At 43.9% G+C, this 20,605-nt stretch carries 24 protein-coding genes; 10 read left to right on the top strand and 14 right to left on the bottom strand.

What is annotated here, in order from left to right:
• Window positions 1–494: 494 nt before the first annotated feature.
• Complete coding sequence (locus tag HW45_RS12075; RefSeq protein WP_038227153.1) at window positions 495–956, top strand: TetR/AcrR family transcriptional regulator; 462 nt, start codon at window positions 495–497, stop codon at window positions 954–956.
• A 72-nt stretch (window positions 957–1,028) separates the two neighbouring features.
• Here the strand turns inward: HW45_RS12075 and HW45_RS12070 are convergent, their stop codons facing one another.
• From HW45_RS12070 to HW45_RS12045, 6 genes are all read right to left on the bottom strand, one after another.
• Entirely contained in the window at window positions 1,029–1,820 is a 792-nt protein-coding gene (locus HW45_RS12070) for a heme ABC transporter ATP-binding protein (protein WP_038227762.1), read from the bottom strand.
• Between the two features lie 41 nt (window positions 1,821–1,861).
• Entirely contained in the window at window positions 1,862–2,896 is a 1,035-nt protein-coding gene (locus HW45_RS12065; protein WP_038227152.1) for a FecCD family ABC transporter permease, read from the bottom strand.
• 62 nt (window positions 2,897–2,958) lie between these two features.
• Window positions 2,959–3,813, bottom strand: coding sequence for a heme/hemin ABC transporter substrate-binding protein (locus tag HW45_RS12060; protein WP_038227151.1), 855 nt, complete (start codon window positions 3,811–3,813; stop codon window positions 2,959–2,961).
• Window positions 3,814–3,858: 45 nt separating this feature from the next.
• On the bottom strand, window positions 3,859–4,275 hold the full coding sequence (locus tag HW45_RS12055) for an ExbD/TolR family protein (RefSeq protein ID WP_006075200.1): 417 nt from the start codon (window positions 4,273–4,275) through the stop codon (window positions 3,859–3,861).
• The gene (locus tag HW45_RS12050; protein WP_038227150.1) at window positions 4,268–4,966 is read right to left on the bottom strand and encodes a MotA/TolQ/ExbB proton channel family protein; all 699 of its coding nucleotides are present in this window, start codon (window positions 4,964–4,966) and stop codon (window positions 4,268–4,270) included. Before HW45_RS12050 ends, HW45_RS12055 begins: the two co-directional genes overlap by 8 nt.
• Before the next feature lie 2 nt (window positions 4,967–4,968).
• The gene (locus HW45_RS12045) at window positions 4,969–5,727 is read right to left on the bottom strand and encodes an energy transducer TonB (RefSeq protein ID WP_038227149.1); all 759 of its coding nucleotides are present in this window, start codon (window positions 5,725–5,727) and stop codon (window positions 4,969–4,971) included.
• Between the two features lie 164 nt (window positions 5,728–5,891).
• Here HW45_RS12045 and hutW point away from each other — a divergent pair, with 164 nt between their 5' ends.
• From hutW to hutZ, 3 genes are read left to right on the top strand one after another with little or no spacing between them, the layout of a single operon-like run.
• Window positions 5,892–7,313 carry a heme anaerobic degradation radical SAM methyltransferase ChuW/HutW gene (gene hutW, locus HW45_RS12040; protein WP_038227148.1) on the top strand — a complete coding sequence of 474 codons (1,422 nt, stop codon included), beginning with the start codon at window positions 5,892–5,894 and terminating at the stop codon, window positions 7,311–7,313.
• Window positions 7,314–7,348: 35 nt separating this feature from the next.
• The gene (hutX, locus tag HW45_RS12035) at window positions 7,349–7,858 is read left to right on the top strand and encodes a heme utilization cystosolic carrier protein HutX (RefSeq protein WP_006075205.1); all 510 of its coding nucleotides are present in this window, start codon (window positions 7,349–7,351) and stop codon (window positions 7,856–7,858) included.
• 59 nt (window positions 7,859–7,917) lie between these two features.
• Entirely contained in the window at window positions 7,918–8,454 is a 537-nt protein-coding gene (hutZ, locus tag HW45_RS12030) for a heme utilization protein HutZ (protein ID WP_006075206.1), read from the top strand.
• Between the two features lie 45 nt (window positions 8,455–8,499).
• Here hutZ and HW45_RS12025 read toward each other — a convergent pair whose 3' ends face one another.
• Window positions 8,500–8,904, bottom strand: coding sequence for a VOC family protein (locus HW45_RS12025; RefSeq protein ID WP_006075207.1), 405 nt, complete (start codon window positions 8,902–8,904; stop codon window positions 8,500–8,502).
• Window positions 8,905–8,990: 86 nt separating this feature from the next.
• On the opposite strand from HW45_RS12025, the gene HW45_RS12020 reads away from it, so the two are divergent.
• On the top strand, window positions 8,991–9,287 hold the full coding sequence (locus HW45_RS12020; protein WP_038227147.1) for a putative quinol monooxygenase: 297 nt from the start codon (window positions 8,991–8,993) through the stop codon (window positions 9,285–9,287).
• A gap of 14 nt (window positions 9,288–9,301) precedes the next feature.
• A complete protein-coding gene (locus HW45_RS12015; protein ID WP_038227146.1) occupies window positions 9,302–9,742 on the top strand; it encodes a YtoQ family protein in 441 nt (146 codons plus the stop codon).
• Between the two features lie 119 nt (window positions 9,743–9,861).
• Here the strand turns inward: HW45_RS12015 and HW45_RS12010 are convergent, their stop codons facing one another.
• Both HW45_RS12010 and HW45_RS12005 read right to left on the bottom strand, forming a co-directional pair.
• Window positions 9,862–10,194 carry a zinc ribbon domain-containing protein YjdM gene (locus tag HW45_RS12010; RefSeq protein WP_038227145.1) on the bottom strand — a complete coding sequence of 111 codons (333 nt, stop codon included), beginning with the start codon at window positions 10,192–10,194 and terminating at the stop codon, window positions 9,862–9,864.
• A gap of 70 nt (window positions 10,195–10,264) precedes the next feature.
• Complete coding sequence (locus HW45_RS12005; RefSeq protein ID WP_038227144.1) at window positions 10,265–11,617, bottom strand: MATE family efflux transporter; 1,353 nt, start codon at window positions 11,615–11,617, stop codon at window positions 10,265–10,267.
• A 100-nt stretch (window positions 11,618–11,717) separates the two neighbouring features.
• Between HW45_RS12005 and HW45_RS12000 the strand changes: the two genes are divergently transcribed.
• A complete protein-coding gene (locus tag HW45_RS12000) occupies window positions 11,718–12,662 on the top strand; it encodes a LysR family transcriptional regulator (protein ID WP_038227143.1) in 945 nt (314 codons plus the stop codon).
• Here HW45_RS12000 and HW45_RS11995 read toward each other — a convergent pair.
• The 4 genes from HW45_RS11995 to HW45_RS11980 all read right to left on the bottom strand — a co-directional run bounded on the left by HW45_RS11995 (window position 12,655) and on the right by HW45_RS11980 (window position 16,534).
• Window positions 12,655–13,392, bottom strand: a complete 738-nt coding sequence (locus HW45_RS11995) for a DsbA family protein (RefSeq protein ID WP_038227142.1) — start codon at window positions 13,390–13,392, stop codon at window positions 12,655–12,657. The genes HW45_RS12000 and HW45_RS11995 overlap by 8 nt on opposite strands.
• A 25-nt stretch (window positions 13,393–13,417) precedes the next feature.
• Complete coding sequence (locus HW45_RS11990) at window positions 13,418–13,945, bottom strand: protein disulfide oxidoreductase (RefSeq protein WP_038227141.1); 528 nt, start codon at window positions 13,943–13,945, stop codon at window positions 13,418–13,420.
• Window positions 13,935–16,034, bottom strand: a complete 2,100-nt coding sequence (locus HW45_RS11985) for a protein-disulfide reductase DsbD family protein (protein WP_038227761.1) — start codon at window positions 16,032–16,034, stop codon at window positions 13,935–13,937. The genes HW45_RS11990 and HW45_RS11985 overlap by 11 nt, the downstream gene beginning before the upstream one ends.
• A 98-nt stretch (window positions 16,035–16,132) precedes the next feature.
• Window positions 16,133–16,534 carry a hypothetical protein gene (locus tag HW45_RS11980; protein ID WP_124941327.1) on the bottom strand — a complete coding sequence of 134 codons (402 nt, stop codon included), beginning with the start codon at window positions 16,532–16,534 and terminating at the stop codon, window positions 16,133–16,135.
• A gap of 239 nt (window positions 16,535–16,773) precedes the next feature.
• On the opposite strand from HW45_RS11980, the gene HW45_RS11975 reads away from it, so the two are divergent.
• Window positions 16,774–16,992 (top strand): hypothetical protein, encoded by a 219-nt coding sequence (locus tag HW45_RS11975; protein WP_038227140.1) that lies wholly within the window; start codon window positions 16,774–16,776, stop codon window positions 16,990–16,992.
• Window positions 16,993–17,001: 9 nt separating this feature from the next.
• Here HW45_RS11975 and mpaA read toward each other — a convergent pair whose 3' ends face one another.
• Window positions 17,002–17,739 carry a murein tripeptide amidase MpaA gene (gene mpaA, locus HW45_RS11970; RefSeq protein ID WP_038227139.1) on the bottom strand — a complete coding sequence of 246 codons (738 nt, stop codon included), beginning with the start codon at window positions 17,737–17,739 and terminating at the stop codon, window positions 17,002–17,004.
• Window positions 17,740–17,904: 165 nt separating this feature from the next.
• Here mpaA and HW45_RS11965 point away from each other — a divergent pair, with 165 nt between their 5' ends.
• Window positions 17,905–19,527: an ABC transporter substrate-binding protein gene (locus tag HW45_RS11965; protein ID WP_038227138.1), complete on the top strand. Its 1,623-nt coding sequence runs from the start codon at window positions 17,905–17,907 to the stop codon at window positions 19,525–19,527.
• Window positions 19,528–19,815: 288 nt separating this feature from the next.
• On the top strand, window positions 19,816–20,586 hold the full coding sequence (locus tag HW45_RS11955) for a helix-turn-helix domain-containing protein (protein WP_038227136.1): 771 nt from the start codon (window positions 19,816–19,818) through the stop codon (window positions 20,584–20,586).
• Window positions 20,587–20,605: the final 19 nt, after the last annotated feature.

Here is a 20,605-nt window from a genome sequence, read left to right as displayed (position 1 = left end):
TTATTCTATATCTGTGGAAATAAGGTATCCAGTAATAAATACATGATCAAAGGATTAGGTCATTGCGTTAAGATACGGTTTTGTAACAGAAATTTTCTAAACGTTAACTATTTTTATCTAATTAAGCGACAAGTGATATATCGAATTACTATAAGTCATTGCTTTTTAATATTTTTTTATTATGCAAGTAATAGTGCATCTTTGTGATCGAGTTCTCATAAATGAGACTTGCGCACTAGTGATGTAGTACAGACTAGTTTATCAATATCAGAGAAGTGTTAGACTTTATAACTTATTAATCAATGGTTTGTTTTTTATAATATTCTCAATGAAACGCATAGTGTTCATGAGTTTAGCTAATAATTCGCCTCAGGTGCCGTAAACTGAGTTTTAACAAATCGATACGTTAATGAATAGAAAACTATACCGAGTACTGCTTTAATTATGGTATAGCATACAGTGAACGCACATAACGATAAGAGAAGAGCTTTAAGATGCCAAAGCGTAGTAAAGAAGATACTGAGATTACGATCCAGAAAATTATGGAAGCGGTCGTTGATCAGATCATCCGACTAGGATACGACAAGATGTCGTACACCACTTTGAGCCAACAGACAGGTATTTCGCGAACCGGTATTAGTCACCATTTTCCAAAGAAAACCGACTTTACGGCAGCGCTTGATGGTCGCATTTTCAAGATGTTCGTGGAACACTTGGAATTTGAAAAAGGAATCACTGGTTTTACTGGCAGTTGGATTGAGTCGTTGAAGAATCCAGAATTCTTGGCGATCTTGAAGCTACTTTTCCATCATATTGTTACTTCTGAAAACTCGCATGAGTTTGCGTCGAAAGGAATAGATAGACTTTACAAACTGGTAGAGTCTCAGTACGGCGAAGGCAGTGACAAAGAACTAGAATGGTTAATTGGTCGTTCACTTATTCAGTTGTCAAAGTAACCTGTGCTTAAATAAAAAACCGCTTGTAAACAAGCGGTTTTTTATTGTGGGTGAACACCAATGTTAGTCCAATCAACTTGCTAATACGACTGGGAAGCCAAGTTGCGGATGTCGAGTAATAATGGTTTTGTAGCCATATACTCGCTCAATCATCTCACTATTGATGGCATCTTTTGGAGCACCATCGGCTACCAATTTGCCGTTGTGTAAAATAACGATTCTATCGGAGTACTGAGAGGCGAGATTCAAGTCGTGCAAAACAACTACTACCGCAGTGTTGTGGTTGTCAGCCAGCTCACGGGCGATAGCTAATGTGTTGTGTTGATGAGCAAGATCAAGTGCAGACGTTGGTTCATCAAGCATTAGGATCTTCTTGTCGCCAGAAAAATGCAATTGAGTTAGTACACGAGCTAGGTGAACTCGCTGCTTTTCGCCACCTGACAGCGAAGGATAGAGGCGATTCGCCAAATGTGCTACGTCGGCCTGTTGCATGTAATGTAAAGCAAGCTTTTTGGTGTCCTTATTAGCCATATCAAGCGGAATGGCTCCAAGTTCGACTACTTCCGAAGCAAGAAAAGGAAAAGATAACGTACTGTGTTGAGGCAATAAGCCCAAATGCTTTGATAGTGTTTTGGGGTTCCATTGTTTTCTTGACTGACCAAAGTAAGCGACATCGGCCCCAGATTCTGTTTCACCACAAAGCAGCTTTAATAAGGTGCTTTTTCCGGCACCATTCGGGCCTAGCAAAGTGGTAACTTCTCCCGAATTCAACTCAATACTTACGTTGTCCAAAATCACCCGCTCACCAAAGCTGACACTGACATCATTAGCAGATATGGCAGGGGATTTTTCTTTGGTTAACATTGAAGACTGTGATATTGCCATCGTATCTACCGTAGTAACACTCATAAGATTTTCCCTTTCTGCTGGAATAGTAAGTAGAGAAAGAAGGGGGCGCCGATAATGGCGGTCACGATCCCTACGGGTAGTTCTGCTGGAGCAACCGCAACCCGAGCAAACATGTCAGCAGCGGTCATCAGTAACGCTCCCAACAAAGCAGACAGTGGTAGTAAAGTGCGATGATCTGGGCCAGATAACATGCGTCCTAGATGTGGAATGACTAGCCCGATAAACCCAATCATGCCCGAGACACTCACGGTGACGCCCACCCCAACAGCAGTAAGCAAAATTAATTGACGTTTGAGTTTTTGAACTGGGATACCAAGGTGTTTTGCTTCTGATTCCCCAAGAAGTAGAGCATTTAATGACATTGCTTTTTTATAGAAAAAGTAAAATAACCCGATAAGTGTAACGGCTGATAAAGCAATTTTGCCCCAAGTTGCTCCTGCTAATGAGCCCATTGACCATAAGGAAAGATCGCGCAACATTTGATCGTCGGCAACGAAGTTAAGAAAACCGATACCAGCGCCAGAAAGTGCGCTAATAGCCACCCCAGCAAGCAACATAATAGTTACCGACGTTCCGAATTTGCTAGTGCCAAGTTTGTATACGAGTAGAGTTGTCAGTGCGCCACCAAAAAACGCGAAAACAGGCACGACAGCTAAAGCCATAAACTGAGGAAACTCAACACCGATTATTGAAAAACCTACAATCGCAATCGCTCCGCCAAGAGAAGCTCCGGCGGAAACGCCTATAATACCTGGCTCCGCAAGTGGGTTGCGAAACAAACCTTGCATGACCGTCCCACATACCGCCAAAATAGCTCCAACAAACATACAAAGCATGGTTCGAGGTAATCGGATATCGTGAATAATCAAATTGATATGCGGGGCTAGGGTATTGCTTCGACTAGTGAGCGCAATAACGCTGTCCATAATAGTAATATTCATTGGACCAACTGTTATCGAGTAAACAGCAGAAAAGAAGAGTAAAACTGCGAAGCCGCCGAAAACGTAGGTATTAGAGAACCGTCTTAACATAAAAGTTGAATATCTCTTTCAAAGGTCACAGCGTGGTGGCAAACACCACGCTGTTATGGTGATTATGGATAAAGTAGTTCATTAATGCGTTTGGCTTCCGCCAAGCTCTTGAGACCTAATCCACCAACAAGGGCATGGCCATCAATCGTCACAATGTCACCATTTTTCCCAGCTGGAGTTGCGGCTAGCAGAGGGAGCGCTTTTAATACCGCATCACTTCCGCCCATTTTCTCGTAGCTTCTACCGCTCACAAGAATCACATCAGGTTGCATTTCTACCATGGCTTCATTAGATAGCGGTTTGTACGAATCAATTTGGCTAGCCGCTGGATTGATGCCTCCTGCAAGCTTAATGATGGCGTCTGGAGTAGTCCCATTACCTGCAACGTTAGCTGGGCGTCCTTCGTGAATCAGAAGGAATAGCACTTTTTTCATGTTGGACTGACTAGGCTGGTTACTGTTGAGTGCCTCTACTTGCTGAGCTACTTTTTCTTTTAGTTCACCAACCTTTGCTTCGCTGTTAGTTAGCTTGGCTATCTGGTCTATACGATGATTCAGCCCTTCGATGGTTGAAGACGTATCGACCACCTCAACGTCAACACCCACACGACTTAGCTGGTCGAGGGCTGGTTTTGGTCCCATCTCATCGGAACCAATAACCAGAGTCGGTTCTAGTGCCAATAGTCCCTCCGCAGAAAGAGCGCGATGGTAGCCAACCTTGGGAATAGTGGTTCCCTCTGGCGTAACACTTGTTACATCAACCCCCACGAGTTTTGATTGAGCATCTAGCGCGTAAATCAGCTCAGTTACGGATGCGCCAGCGCTGACGATTTTTTCTGCTGCAGTTGCGCTAGAGAAAACCGCAGGAATAGTGGAAAGTGCGCCAACCAACATCAGGTTTTTAAGCGTTTTGTTCATTGAATAGTCCTTGTTAATTGGTGTGATTCTTAACTTGAGTCATTATTAGTCTGTTGGTTCGTCGGTGAGCAGTTGGGTCGCTGGTATACCGTTCTCTTGCATAAAAGCGAGTAGTTGCACGAGATGTTGAACGTCTGCCGTTTTCTCTGCTCCAATAATGATTGGGCTTTTGCTTGAACTGGATTGTTCGAGTAAGGCCAATTTGAAGTTTTCCCAGTCGATATAGTGTTTACCATCTATAGCCCAATAGGGCTCTTGAGCCAGAATGTTGACCGTAATGGACTGCGTATCTACCTCAGAAACGGCAGAGGACTCGGTAGTGGGTAAGTCGACTTGCAGTGACTCTAAACGAACAGATGCCGTCAACATCAGAAACACCATAACAATGAAGATGATGTCGAGAAGTGGGGTCAAATCAGGATAGAGCGAACTCTGCTGGTGGTTTTGGCTGACTTTAATCATGTGCCGCTCTCGCTGGCAGTTTATCGATATTGTCTACAACGAGTGGATCTTTATCAGAGTGCTGCATTTCCACGCCTTCTAACCATAAGTTAACGTAGTTAAGAGTGTGCTCAAGTTTGGCAACAATTCTGTCAGCCCACAGGCCAATGAGTTGTGAACCCGCGATAGCAGGTAGTGCAATGATGAGACCTGCCGCAGTGGTTCTCATTGCCAGCCCAAGACCGTCAGCCAGATCATTCGGGGTGACGTTGCCTGAGGCAGCCGCAATACCTTTGAACATCTCAATTAGACCTAGCACAGTACCAAGAAGGCCAATAAGCGGGCTGATAACACCGATCAATCCTAAAATGCGTAGTCCTGAGTGGAGTTGGTGACGTTTATCTTGCAGCCAAATGGAAGCAGCGTCTTCTCGAAGTGATTTGGCAAATGAGTGGTGTGCGAGGAGCATTGCCACGCCTTTGTAAAGGAGCGGGCGTTTCTGAACTAAATCTTTCGCCAGTGCTTCGATCTCTTTTTCGTTTACCGGAGATGCTTGATTGAGCTCTTGTCGAATAGCACTCTTTCCCACACCGCTACTAATTGCGATTTGAAATAGACGCTCTATGATGATCATTGCGGTTAAGGCAGAGCAGATGATAAGTGGCCATGCCATCAAGCCAAGTTGCTCTTCGAGATAATGCAGTTGTTCCATGATTAATCCAATTTAAAACGAACGGGTATTTGAATTCGATGTGCCATCGCCACACCGTTGACAGTATGTGTAGAGAATTGCCATTGTTTGATAGCGTCGAGCGCAGATTTATCTAAGATAGTCGCGCCAGAAGAGGAGATAAGCACCTGTTTTACTTGTCGACCCTTTTCATCTAGCCAAATTTCGTACGTTGCAACACCTTCAATGCCACGTTTACGGGCAATACGCGGGTAGCGCGGTTGCACTGGTTTTGATAGGAACGCTGGTTCAGTCACCAAAATGGGTTCGCTGCTGACACCACTGTTTACGACTGCTTTAGGCGCACTGTCAGAGCTAGATGGTGTTTTATCTACTTTCTTCTCTTCGGTTTTCTCTGGCTTCAGTGGTTTGGTTTTTTCCTGCTTCACCACCTTTTCGACAGGCTTTTTCTTAGGAGCTGGTTTAGGTTGAGGCTTCTTAACCACTTTCTTCGGTTCAGGTTTCTTAACGGGTTGCGGCTTCTTTTTCACCACCTCTTTCTTAACCACTTCGGGAGCTGTTTCCTTCACTACCGGTTTTTCTTGCGGAGTAGGGTCTGTTTTTTGCTGTTCGGATGGCTTCTCTGTTGGAGATGCTTTTGGAGCGACAAAGTTAAGAGAGACAGATTGAGAAGTGCTTCCAGAAGGCATTGCGAAGACTTGTTGTTCTTTATGAGCCAGCATTAAGCTCATATGTAAGGCAACAGAAACAACGCCAGCAACAACATAGCGGGTAATATTCACAACAACTCCAGCCTATCCCTCAAATCAATTCACAAGTGAGATTATGCATTGCAATGAAAATAAGATCAATTATCAATTGCATTATCATTTAAGTCTATTTATGATCATTTGAGTTTTGGATTAGCCCTTTGTTTAACGGGCTTTGAACTCTTTTGAGACTAGCTATGAAAATTGACTTGAATCAATTAAATGATTCTCATTTTGGTATATCGACGCCGGATCCACTCCGTTTTGCATTCAATAAAAAGTCATCTCCTCATGCAGGAGGAATGTCGATGCCAATCGCTGCTGAGCAGCAATCTCAGATTCTTGAGAACATCACGTCTACTTCTGTGTCTAAAGCAAATAAGCGGTGTCTCTATATCCATATCCCGTTTTGTCGGGTTAGGTGTACATTCTGTAATTTTTTTCAAAACGCAGCGAGTCGCCAGCTTGTTGATGATTATTTCGAGGCTCTATTAAAGGAGATTGAAATAAAGTCCCGTTTGGCGTGGACGCAATCAGGATTATTTCACGCTGTATATATCGGCGGTGGAACGCCTACGGATTTGTCGCCAGATCAGGTAGAGATACTTGGCAAAACTATTCGTTCTTCATTTTCGTTGTCTACTGATTGCGAAATAACGCTTGAAGGTCGAACCAACCGCTTCACCGATGAGATGTTTGATAAAGCACTTGAAGGAGGCTTCAACCGTTTTTCGTTCGGAATTCAGAGCTTTGACACTAAAGTTCGTCGAAGCGCCAAGCGATTGGATGACCGTGAAGTCGTGCTGGAGCGAGTTGCTGCGTTAAGTGCAAGGGACGAGGCTCCGATAATCATTGACTTGCTTTACGGACTTCCATACCAAACGTTGGATGTGTTTGAGCAAGACTTACAAGACTTTTTGGATACGGGAGCTCATGGTGCGGATCTTTATCAGTTGGTGGTTGGTGGTAGTGCACCGATGCTAAACATGGTCGAGAAAGGAAGAATACCCGCGCCGGCAACAACCCCGGACAAAGCCAGTATGTACGAACGTGGTGTTGCCTTTATGGATAAGCATCATATTAAACAACTAAGTGTTAACCATTGGGCTCGCGACAATCGTGAACGTAGTCAATATAACAGCTTGGCGAAAACTTATGCTGAGGTATTACCTATTGGTTGCGGTGCGGGTGGCAACATTGGTGGCTATGGGTTGATGCATCATCGCTCACTTGATGCGTATATGGACGCAATGAATAGTGGTCGTTCTACGATTGCGATGATGGTGAAGCAAGGGCCGACTGAACCCATTAATGCGGCACTCAAAGCGGGCTTCGATAGTGGTGTTGTACGTCGCAGTGCACTACCAAGTTTCAAAGGGCAGGATACGTTCGAGCTGCTTAAACCATTATTCGCTATTTGGAGTAAAAATGGATTGGTGGAGCTAGAACAAGATTATCTGGTGCTGACTCTAGCTGGCAGTTTCTGGGCTGTGACGCTCGCACAGGGCGCCATTGAAGCGATTAATACGTTGAGCCCTCGTAAAAGTATGAACACACATCCGCATGGTCACGGCCATGGTCAAAGTGGCAAAGGACATCCATCGAAGATGGCCTCCTAGCTTGTAAATATTGGAAACCTATCACGGAAAATAAAATGTCAAAAAGTTTAAAACAGCAAGTTGCTGAGATACTGGAACAAGAACCGTCACTATTGCCAGCTGCTATTGCTGAGAAGCTACAAGTGACCGAATGTGATGTTGTTTGTGCACTGCCAGGCGAGATGGTTGCCATTGCAGACGGCAGCGTTGCACAGGAGTTACTCGAATCATTAACAACTTGGGGTCCTGTGACGACAATAGTTCATTCGTTTGGCTCAATCTTTGAAGTAAAAGCACCGTTCCCTAAAGGTAAAGTTGCTCGAGGTTATTACAACCTGATGGGCAAGGAAGGGGAACTTCATGGACATTTGAAGCTCGACCTAATTACTAAAGTGGCTTTGGTAAGCAAACCTTTTATGGGCAGCGAAAGCCACTATTTTGGTTTCTTCGATGAAACAGGTCATAACGTGTTTAAGATTTACCTAGGGCGTGACAAGAAGCGAGTCCTATTCCCTGAGCAGGTAGAGCAATTTAACGCTCTTAAGCAAAGGTTATCTAGCCAGTAAACGCTCAACCAAAATTCAAATTTAGAATTATAATTATTAGAGAAAGTGAGGAATTCATAATGGATCAACAAGTTAAGCAAGAACGCTTACAAGGTCGACTTGGCCCAGAAATCAAAGAGTTTCGTCAAGAACGTAAAACCATTCAATTGGCAACGGTAGATGAAGAGGGACGACCAAACGTTAGTTATGCGCCTTACGTCCAAAATCAGGATGGATACTTTGTTCTGATCTCTCAGATTGCTCGTCATGCTCGCAACCTTGAGAAAAATCCTAATGTATCTTTAATGATGATTGAAGATGAAAGCGACAGTAAACAGCTTTTTGCACGCAAGCGACTGACGTTTGACGCTGTAGCGTCCATTGTTGAGCGCGATACTGAGCAATGGCAAGCTGTTATTGCTCAAATGCAAGATCGCTTTGGTGAAATCATTGATGGTCTAAGTCAACTACAAGACTTCATTCTATTTAACTTGAAAGCAGAACAAGGTCTTTTCGTTAAAGGCTTTGGGCAAGCATATCAAGTATCTGGCGATGACCTTGTTGATTTTGTACATCTTCAAGAAGGTCATCGTAAAGTCGAAAAATCTGAAGCTTAAGCGACGATACAGTCACTAAGAGTAATATCAGATACACCAAGTGCTCTAAATGAACGTTTGGTGTGAAACAACAGGATGATAGAGGGGCTGAATGACATGCCCCTCGGGATCTTTACAATGAAAGCTCCGCGCGCCATCGCTATGGTCGTGGGGCTCGTCTAATAGCGTGACGCCCCGCGCCTGCATAAATTCGTACCATTCTTGAAGCTCTTCCTTGCTGTTGACGATAAATCCAAAATGGTCGACGCTAGTGGGTGAGCAGACTCGCTGAGCTTTTGCTCTTCCTAATGATAGGTTATCGTTGCCACACGTTAAGTACACCAAGTTTTCATTGGCTCTTCTTAACACTTCCATACCCATGATATCGGTATAAAACGCTTCACACTCTTCAAACTTTTCCACTACTAACGCGATGTGTCTCATACCATTAAATGGAGAAGGTCTTTTCATTCTTTACATCCTTTGTATTCTATTTTTAATCAAATTGTATACAATAAATACATGTGATTTCAAATTCATACCAAGGAGAGGGTAAGATGTATTGCATTATTGTTCGAAATCGGGTGAAACCAGGTAGCGAAGAGCACTACAAATCAGTAATGATGGAAAATGCTAAAGCCTCAGTGACAAATGAGCCTGAGTGTTACCGGTTTGACGTTATTCAAGATAAGGAAGCACCCCAAGATTTCTACCTATACGAAATCTACCAAGACCTGCACGCACTGCAGGTACATAAACAGACATCGCACTACTTAGACAGTCGTAAATTGCTTGCAGATTTTGTGCTCGACACCACGGTGATAAGAGCTGATGTGATTGCGACAAACCCATAAAACAAGGAAATGAAATGAGTTGGAAAGTGTATTTGAGCGGAGAGATTCATACAGATTGGCGTGAGCAAATCATCGCAGGTGCCGCAGAGCTTGAGTTAGATATTGAGTTTTATTCCGCGAATACGGACCATGAATCTAGCGATGCAGCGGGTGATCATCTTAGATCTAACGACGTCCAGTTTTGGCGCGATCATCAATCATCAAAAGTGAATGCAATTCGCACCAAAAACCTAATTAAACAATGCGATATTGGTGTAGTTAGGTTTGGAGATAAGTACCGTCAATGGAATGCTGCGTTTGATGCTGGTATGTTGGCCGCGTTAGATAAACCATTTATTACTTTACACGACGAAGGGATTATTCATCCCCTTAAAGAGGTGGATGCCGCGGCGATGGCATGGGCTGAAACACCACAGCAGATAGTAGAGATTCTACGATACGTGACTAACAATTAACGCCAGATAACGAAAGACGCACATTTTTCATTTAAAGAGTGAAAAAGTGTGCGTTTTTATTAATCAATCTAGAAAACTGCTGATTTATCAGCTGTGATAGTAGTTTGTGTTATGGGGCTCTAGGCTTTTTTAACGAACTTTGCCGTCACCATCATTTCACCGACACCATCCACCTTACAATCAAGCTGATGGTCTTTACCATCATTGATATTGCGAACTACAGCTTTCGTGCCAATCTTGATGACCAGAGAGCTGCCTTTAACTTTAAGGTCTTTGATCATCGTCACCTTGTCACCAGCTTCCAATACTGCACCGTTCGAGTCTTTAACAATGATGACATCTTCTGGCACTTCATTAGGATTCCATTCATGAGCACACTCAGGGCAGATGAGCTGGCTTTGATCCTGATACACATACTCAGATTGACAGTTTGGGCAAGGAGGAAGAGACATAGTTAAATCCTGATTTCAGTATAGTTTGTGAGTATGGTAATAACTCTGCCAGTATGATGCGAGCAGTTTATTAGCCAACGCCAACCACGTTGTCTCTTAGCGTCTTTGAAGGACGCAGTTCGACAATAAGTTGCGCCAGTAACAATAACCCAGTTACCGCTAAACCCACCAATATACCGCCCCAGATACCAGCAAGCTCATAGCGTTCCATTAACCACCATGCGGCTGGTAGACCAAATGCCCAGTATCCTATGGCGGTCATTAGAGTTGGAAGCTTGACGATCTTCATGCCACGAAGCAGGTTAATGGCTAACAACTGCCAAGCATCTACTACGAAGCACAGTGCGACAACCCAAATCAATGAAGATAACATGTCCGTTAATGCATGTTCACCTTCTCCATCCAGTTGGAACAAACTGGCAATCGCGTCCGGCCAAGCAATGAAGACTACCGCTAGTACAGCACTTAGTATCGTCACTAGTGCGAAGCTTCGCTTCGCAACGGCTTTGACTCCAATGAGGTTATCATTGCCGAACTCTTTGCCCACAAGAATGGCCGCAGCCTGAGAAAAACCAAAATTAATATTCCAAGTGAAACTTAAGCATTGCAATAGGATTTGATGCAGGGCAAGAGCAGTTACGCCAATAAACCCTGCCATCAAGGTGCCACCGTATATCAGCCCCATTTCTAGAGCTCCTGCAATAGCAATAGGGATACCCATCGACAATAACGGTAGCATCAAACGCCAGTTGTATTCCTCAAGATGGAGCCAAGGTGCAAACCGATAGTACACTGGACGTTTGAATACCCAAGTCGCATAACCAATTAAGACCAGTGTTGCGGCAAGAGCTGTACCTATACCGAGCCCGGCAATTCCCCAATCCAAAGTAAATGCTAACCAATAGCTGAAAGGGACGTTCAAAATGACGGTAACCAGAGACATAATCATCACAGATTTGGCATCGCCATAGTTACTCGTCAGGCCACGCAAGATAAGCAGCAATAGCGTCGGCAACATGGCCCACTTTAAAGTATCAAGGTAGACCATGGCGACCGTAATCACTTCTTCAGGCTGTTGAGCAACTCTCAGAAAATCTGGGGCGAAAACAAACGCTGTCGTTAGGATGATAGTCAGAAGCACGGCTAACATCAGAGCGCCTTTTACTGCCAATCGGACTTGTTTTAACCCATACTCAGGGCGAGCTACACTTTGTCCATAAGCAATGGCGATGAGGTTAGCGACACATCCTACGGTTGAACCTGCGATGAGGAAAACGAACGTATAGACTGAGGCTCCAAGACCACCACCCGCAAGATCACTCACACTCAATTGTGCCATCATCCAAACATCAGTAAGGACCAGCGCCATTGAAATTAGCTGAGAAACAATAAGTGGTGCAGCAAGGGATAGAATTTTCTTCATGATAGCCTCAGGTTATGATGAGGTCATTTTATATGCATAACTATGGTGTTCAATTAACATTTGTGTCACTCTGGCATGACTTCAGATCATGTGAGCAATTATGAATCTATATTCGAATATTCCCTATTCACACAATGCACTAAAAGTCTTTGAAACCGTAGCAAGGCATATGAGCTTTACCTCTGCAGCGCAAGAGCTTCACGTTACTCAAAGTGCAGTGAGCCGCCAAGTTAAGCAACTTGAAGATGATCTCAATGCATCATTGGTTATTCGTGGTCATCGCTCAATTCAGCTGACGTTGAAAGGGCAAGCACTGTTTGAAGTTTTGGGACGTAATTATCAGGCCCTTCAGTCGTTGCTTGAGTCTTGGAAAGAACTCCAGAGTAACAAGATAGTGATTCGCGCAGCGTTAAGTTATGCCACTCGAGCGCTATTACCGAAAATACAGAAGCTAAACGAGCGTTTCCCTGATTATGAAATTGCCGTTATTCCGGTAATTGATGAAGAGGAAAGTTTAAGGAAAGGCGATTATGACCTATTCGTTTTTACCACTCGTGAAAGTGAAGCTTATCAAAACGATCCGGAAATATCCTTTATGCGGGAAGAGTACATGGCACCTGTTTGTACTCAGCAGTTACTCGGTGAAAACCGCGATATTGAACACCTTCTGACGCTACCAAGACTGCATCCAACACTTGATCATATTGATTGGCGAGTGTGGTTGGATAAAATCCAATACAAGAGTAATCAACCGGTGCGAAATTCAACATTTTTTACCTTGGATTTAACCTTGAGTGCTTGCTTGTCAGGCCATGGTGTTGCCGTTACCGATTTACTGCTTGCTTTACCGGAACTGGAACGAGAGTATCTTGTGTGCCCCAAAAATGCGCAGATCCATTTTAGTAGTTGGCGCTATTTCTGCCATAAGAGGACGGGCTCACCGATTGTTGAGGAGTTAGCGCAATGGCTAATGACCGAAACGAAAGAAGAGCTCAGAAAGCTCAATCAGCTTTCTGAGCATTATGGTTGGGGGCCAATTAGCTAGCGTTTTCAGCCATGTTCTTTTTGATGACCTGTTCCAGTTTGTCGTAAGGGACATAGCCTGGAATCAGCTCATCGCCAATGAACATAGCGGGTGTCCCACGTAAGCCTAAGGCAACAAATGTTTTGTAGTTTTTCACTAAAGACTCGTTAATTTTCGTATCACCTGTTAGATACTGTGTTGTATCTGTCTTTTTCGCGATGGCTTCGATAGAGTCTTTGGTATGTATACCAGGTTTCGCGACAAGTAGACGATTCACTTCTACAAACTTTTCGGGTGCTTGCTGCCAAACCTTAATGGCAAATGCTGCGGAGTTAGTATCGAGCCCTTCAATGACTTGCTGCTTGAGCGGGACATAGATATTGATGACTTTTAAATCTTTATAGTTAGCAACTAACTTCGTCAGTTCGCCATCCAAGCGCTTGCAATATGGGCAGTTATAGTCGGTAAAATTGACGATGACTGTCGATCCATCTGTATTTCCCAGAACAGTGTGAATTGTCGTATCGTTTAGCCATGATTCACTCTGCTTTTTTGCATTCTCAAGCTGTTTTTGACCTTCGACATACTGTTGAAGACTTAGCTGTAGATCGCCGATGATCTCTGGGTTTTCGGTCAATAGCTGATGAATACTGTCTAACTGTTGTTGTTGCTCAGCGGTTAAAGCAGCATGAGACAGAGTTGGAAGTAGCGCAGCGATACTGATCGCCATTGAAATAAGTGTTTTTTTCATTGTTTTTCCTTATGCCCAGTGAACACTAGGCAAATAAAATTCGTAACCACAGCCCAATCGGCGTGATGATGCCAGTCGAGATACTCTCAATCTGCCCCTTGTTTATGATGACAACGGTCGGTGTGACACTGATGTTCCATTGTCGACTAATTAGCCCGGTTGTATCGTTAATTACCGGAAAATCGTATTCCTTAGCAGTCATATACTGTTGGACGCGTTCATTTGTACCCGACGATAGGGCAATAGACAGCACCTGATGGTCGCTTGCAAACCAGTTGATTGTTGGGCTGACAAATTTACAAGCACCACACCATGTCGCCCAAAAATACAGTACAACCGGCTTTTCCTGGCTTTGTTGAATGATATCGACAGGCAAACCTTGGGTGGTCATCGCTTTTAACGAAGGCGCTTCACCACTGGGCATTGATGTACTGCGATACCAATCAAGAGCTATTGAAACCAATGTCATCAAAATAACAATGCTGACGAGCTCTTTTGACCATTTTTTAAGACGGCTCGACCTTGGCTTTTTATCGGTTGAATTAGTCCCCATGGCTTTTTCCACTGGCCATATCGATAGACTGCATAACCACCTCTGACGTTAGAATGACGGGCAGAGGGATACCTTGAGGATATTCTGGGCCGTAGACAATGTTAAATGGCACACCAAAGCGTCCATAGCTCTGTAGGTATTGAGTCACGCTGTCGCTTGGCGTTGTCCAGTCACCACGCATCAGTACGATGTCTGATTGCTGAAGTTTTTCATAAACTGGGTTTTGTAGAATGACGCCAATTTTGTTGGCTTTACAGGTAATGCACCAGTCAGCAGTAACATCAACAAATACGGTTTTTCCTTGCGCCACTAGCGCTGGTATTTGGTCACGATCCAGCTTTTGCCAGTGAAGATCATCAACGATAGGCGTAGACCATTTATCTGCGGTCACACTGCCGATGATCAGTCCACCACCAACAACAAAAATCGATAGCGCAGAGAGAATTGCTACTGCCTTACGCCCGTATTGTTTGCCAATGAGTACCAAGGTAGCAATGATAATAATGGCTACCAACATAGCGGTTAAAGTAAAGCCAATAAAGGTTGACAGTAGTGTTACTAACCAAAGACTGGTCAATAACATCATTGCACCAAACGCTAGCTTCACTTTGTTCATCCAAGGACCCGGTTTAGGGAAGACATTAACCAAGGATGGGAATAGCGTAAACAACAGCCACGGTAAGCTCATTCCGATGCCGAGTGCCACAAAGATCAACCAAAGCTCGGTATAGCTTGCTCCCAGTGCATAAGCAACGGCAGTACCAAGGAAGGGGGCACTACATGGTGTCGCTAGTAACGTTGCAAACATCCCTTGAACGAAGTGACCACCATAGCTGTGGTCACCTTTAGATGCCATCCAAGTGTTGAGACTACTTGGGAGTTGTATGTTGAATAAGCCAAGCAAATTTGCTGAAAACAATAGGGTAACTATCGCCATAAAGGCAATAAACCAATAATTTTGGAATTGGATACCCCAACCAACCATATGGCCAGCCATCTTTAGTGATGTTAACGCCCCAGCAAGTAATAGGAATGAGCTAATGATACCAGCCGATGAAGCAAGAAATGACAATCGAACTTGCTTTGGCGATTGATTCACACCCGAGATGATACTGTTAAGCTTCATGCCAAGCACTGGAAGTACACAAGGCATGATATTGAGAATCAGACCGCCTATGAGAGCAAATCCTATCATCCAAATAAGGCTTCCACTCTCAGGATAGGCCATTGGTATCGTGGACACTTGTGTTGAGGTCTCAGTTAATATCAGCTCATCTGACACGGTAATTTGAATGTTCTTGTCACTGATATCTGCTTCGCCAAGCCAATTGCTAACATCAAACTTGGCATACAGAGTATTGCCTTCGATGGTTATTTTGGGCTGTGCGAAGAACTCATCACTGACTTCGTCTCCATCGACCAAAATCTGTGGTTTTTTCCAAGCTGTTTTGCTGGTGAGCTTAAGTTGAAGCTCTTGTGCTTGCTGATTCCAGTAGCTTGCTTCTACGGAGATTTGATTGTCCTTTTTGGGCGTCAAGCTCATGCCTTGACCAAATAGATACGCAGCATCGGAATCTAGTGAGAGAACATTGGGATCAATCTCTAAATCAATAGGGTAATCCGCTATCACACAGATGTTGGTGCAGCTTGGCAGTCGCAAGTTGGCTTTGAGCGAGATTGGTTTGGACGTATCTGACACGGTGACAATAATCGGAAAGCTGACTTCGTGTTTGTACCCTAAAGTCATCACTCCTAGCTGCTCATAATAAGCAGGTACGGGCCATTGCCAATCTATCGCTTCGACATTCGTCGAAGCACTCCAATCAAACTCCGGTGCGACACCGCCTTCACCGGGGCTGCGCCAATAGGTTTTCCATTCTCCATCGAGTTCGACATTAAGAACCATCTCCATCTGTTTGGTTTGTGGATCGAGGTGGCCGGTAGATAGCAGTCGAACCTTCACCGGTGGATGCATTGGATCTTGAATCCATCCCGTAGATTGCGCATGTGACATTGCACTGTAGAGTGCAACGAAGACGATCGCGAACGTTAGCACTAGAGTGCTTAGTGTTTGTCGACAAAGCGACATTAAATGACGGCTACGCGCAGTGCGAGTCGTTAACTTTGTGTTTGTATAAGACACAGTAATCTCCAATAAGTAATAAATAGACCTAAGTTGGAGGCGTTTTATTCTCGGAAAGTACAGTGAGTTACGTGAAGCCTGAGCTTAGGAGGATAGGTATCGCTTCGGCGAGTATGGGCTGGCTTAACTTTGCGCTCAGAGAGCAGTGCTAACAAAGCGACCAAAAACAGAAGCGGAGTAAAGGTTTCTAAATGAGCGAAAGATTGTCCAAGCAACTTTTGTGTCAATCGACATGGTTCATCAACTGGGGTGATGTTATGGACGATTTTCTCGATGGAATTGGAGTTGAACAGGGCCGCCTCGCTCATATAAGGTGCGGGTGTTGGTGCGACTTCTACCAGTTGACTGTGGTATGCAACGTTCGTTTTTAGCGCACAAAACATCACTACCAAAATGGCAGTGAGTAGGAAGAGTGTGCGAAAAATAGATTGCCTAAATGTATGCAAACCAAAGCCGTCGTGTTCAAAATGAGTGCTTACGTTATCTTGTTAGTCATAAACGTCAAGTGAAATCATGTCCAAAAATGTAAAGTAATCTAGATTAATTTTAACGGGAGTGAAAATTAACGGGTATGAATCACTGATTTTGTTTATCTTCACTGATAGTCTTGTCAGATTACTCGCTCTCACCCACGTCCAATAAGTGGCTAAGGTAAGAGAGTCAATGAATGGAGCACGTGTAGTAAATGAGAAATTTGGTATTCATAGGTGTCTGTCTGGCGGTGACCGTCTGGATGATTTTTGATTCGGGTAAATCGGAACAGGTATTCACATTTTGGGAGCACGTGAATCTACCGAACAAAGATGAAATTGGTATGTATGTTAGCCAGTTTTTTTACTACATCGCATTATTAGTCGGTGTGGTTTATCTTGGCCGCAAATTCAAACGTCGCAATGACAAGTAACCGTTGTGATTAAGCACTTGTTGAACTGTATTGCAACAAATCGATAAGTGCTTCTAACTGTTCTTCTATCGCATTGTCCGCTGAAATGGCAGGAAATTCAAGTGTGATACAAGGCAGTCCTTTCTCGTCACACCAACTCCCAAACGAACCAGGCGTGTCATACCCGACATCGTCAATCAAAGGCAGTGAGAAACGCTTTGCAAGCCACTTACCTAAGTCAGAATGTTCCGGATCATCGATACAGGCTAATGGTTCATGAAGTGATACGACAAACTGTGGTCTTCGAGCCTCGATCAAGTCAACAAGGGCACTAATCTCTGGTTCAAGAGTAGTCACATTACCAGTTTTTACTTTGACGTCACGTTCACTTGCTGAGGTACTCCAGCGATATACTGTTCCTTTGTCCGTCCATGTCTTCGTCGGGAAAGCTCTATTTAGATCGACTTGATTGGCATTGGCGCGAGTCCCCAGCTGATTGCCATCAGGGTTCATTGATAAGATAACATCGTGTTTCAGGTATTCAGCAGGCAGGGTACGAAGGGCACACGACAACGCGGTAATGGATGCGGTCTCATCTCCGTGGGTACCTGCCAGTATGAGTCCTCGCTCCGGTGAGTTGATTTGGGCCGGAAAGTACAATAATGGTGCGCCTAAAACAGAGTGACCATACGTTTCTGGTTTGTTTTGAAATTCTGCCCTTATTGCCCTTGGGCGTAATTGCGGCTTTGTTTGATTTGCATTATCCATTTTCTACATCCCAACTTCTTGCCTTTCCTCACGGCATTCTGTGGTTATATATGCCATAAATAGTGATGTAATGCTATTGAAAGCCTTTTTGTTGTAAAGAAACCAATGTGTTATCGATGACCAAAGGGCAAATTTATAATAACGACACCAATCAGGCGGTTTAGGATGAAACACACTACTTCATGGAAAGTATCGATTCTCTCAGCGCTCATTGCAGCGACGTTTTCAGTACAGAGTGCGACGGTGCCCGATGGCACACAACTGGCTGAGACTCAAAAAATCGTACGTGGCAACGATGCGGAAGTAGCAACGCTGGACCCGGCTAATGCTGAGGGGTTACCAGAAATGCATGTTCTAAGGGACTTATTTGAAGGTCTAGTGATTCAAGACAAAGAAGGAAATGTCATTCCCGGTGTTGCCGAGTCTTGGGAAACTAGTGACAACAAAACCTTTGTCTTTCACTTAAGAAAAGATGCGAAGTGGTCAAATGGCGATCCGGTTACCGCGCAAGATTTCGTTTATAGCCTTAAAAGAGCCGCCGATCCTAACTTTGCCTCGGCTAATGGTTGGTATTTAAAGCTGACCAAAATCAAGAATATTCAAGCCATCATTAATGGAGAAGCGCCGCTAGATTCGTTAGGGGTAAAAGCTGTGGATGATTACACCTTAAAGTATGAGCTGGACAGTCAGGTGCCGTATTTTGTCGCTATGACTGCACATTCATCAATGATGCCGGTCCATAAGTCAAACCTAGAGCAATTTGGAGATAAGTGGACTAGGCCTGGGAGTATGGTTTCTAATGGTGCTTTTGTGCTAAAGAACTGGGTCATTAACGAACGTATTGAACTAGCGAGAAACAGTCAGTATTGGGATAACGACCATACGGTACTCAATCAGGTTACTTATATTCCGTTTGAAAGTCAGACAGCAGCAATGAACCGTTACGCCTCTGGTGAAGTGGACATTACCTCGGATGTACCTACTGCAATGGCGCCAAAGCTCAAGAAAGAACAGCCGGATGCCTATACCGTTGTTCCTTTGCTGTGTACCTACTATTACGCTTTCAATACGACCAAAGCGCCATTTAATGATCCTAAAGTACGTCAAGCGGTTTCCTACACCATTATGCGTGATGTGATTACAGATGGTGTAACACAAGTTGGAAATCTTCCTGCTTATACGTTTGCTCACAAATATGTAGCGGGCTTTGACGCGACGCAACCTGATTACAGCAAGTGGACACAAAAGCAACGTGACGAGAAGGCTAAGAAGTTACTCGCTGAAGCAGGGTACAACGATGCCAACCCACTGGACATTAAACTTCTATACAATACGAGCGAAAGCAATAAATCAATTGCTGTAGCTATTGCGTCAATGCTGAATAAAAACTTGGGGGCAAAAGTAGAGCTAGAGAATCAAGAGTGGAAATCATACTTGGTGGCTCGTCGTGAAGGTAACTTTGACGTACTTCGTACTTCTTGGTGCGGAGACTACAATGAAGCATCTACGTTCTTAAGTCTGATGACGTCTGATAATGCGGGCAACCGAGCGTTTTACAAGAGCAAGGCTTACGACAAGATTATTGATGGAGCACTCGCTGCAACAACAGACGAAGAGCGAGCGCGTTTCTACGATCAGGCAGAATCCTTGTTAGCTCAAGATATGCCTATTGCGCCGATCTATTATTACATGCAAGCTCGCTTAGTAAGACCTACGGTCGGCGGGTTTCCAATGAATAATGTTGAAGGGCGAATCTACTCCAAGGACTTATATGTAAAAGCGAAATAAAAGTCCACTTAAGACCACCACAATGATTGCCAAGCCAGCTAATTTAAGCTGGCTTTTTTGTGTCGAGTTGAAAAAGCCAGATTGAGCTTTTGGAGCTAAACTCTCTTGATAGCTGCGTCGTTGTAGTTCGGGGACAAAATCGAAAATAGTGTTCATCATAAGGCGACCTAATATAGTGTGGTTGAGTTTTTATGGTCGCATATTGATTCGTTTCCTCAATTGGAAACAAAATTAGGTCTTAATGTGATACTTTAGGTGGCACGATAAGAAACTTGGGACATTTGTACAATGGATGCCATCGCTAAACAGATTTGCGAAGAGTTAAAAAGAGCGCTGAAAAACTCAAAAATGTCTTACTTGGATGTTGCTAAAGCACTTCAGGTGTCGGAAGTAAGTGTAAAACGGCTGCTCAACTTACATCAGCCGCTTTCCATTAGTCGGATGAATGACATTGCGGCCCTGATCCAAATACCGCTATCGACCATTGTGTTGAATGCAGAAAACGCTGTTAGTGAAGTACCAACCTACACTGAACAACAAGATAGCGCGTTCTGCCAATCTCCAGAGCTGTATACATTGATGACTGGCATTATTGATGAGTACCTAAGTGCAGACGAGCTCATGCAGCGTTATGACTTAGATAAACAATCTATGTACCTTTATTTACGTGATTTGGAAAATGTTGGGTTGATTGCACTCTCTGAGGGATTGGAGTTTAAGCTGTCGGTACCACGGCACATTGCATTTGGAAAGCATAGCCAGTTCTCAAATTTCTTTAAAAACCAAGTGATTGATGCTCTAAAGGCCGAAGTCCAGGAGATAGATCCTGACGATAATAATGTTTACTTGATTAGCGCAAAGCTGACATTAACCGAAGAAGAGTTTCATCAATATAATCTTGAGTTAGAAGAGCTGATGATTAACGCTCATAAACTAAGCCAGAGTCGCTATGACTGCACCGAGCGTTACAACGAATACACCATTGTGGACATGGGAGCGAAAGGTGAATTTCAACCTAAATTGAAATTACCAGGTCCGCATTCATCAATTAAACGCTAATTAAAAAGGGACAGGTCAA

It is taken from the genome of Vibrio sp. ER1A, assembly GCF_000733315.1.
GTDB classification, from domain to species: domain Bacteria; phylum Pseudomonadota; class Gammaproteobacteria; order Enterobacterales; family Vibrionaceae; genus Vibrio; species Vibrio mediterranei.
Note: the sequence above shows the minus strand (reverse complement) of the source record. Positions and strands in the feature narration are given on the sequence as shown.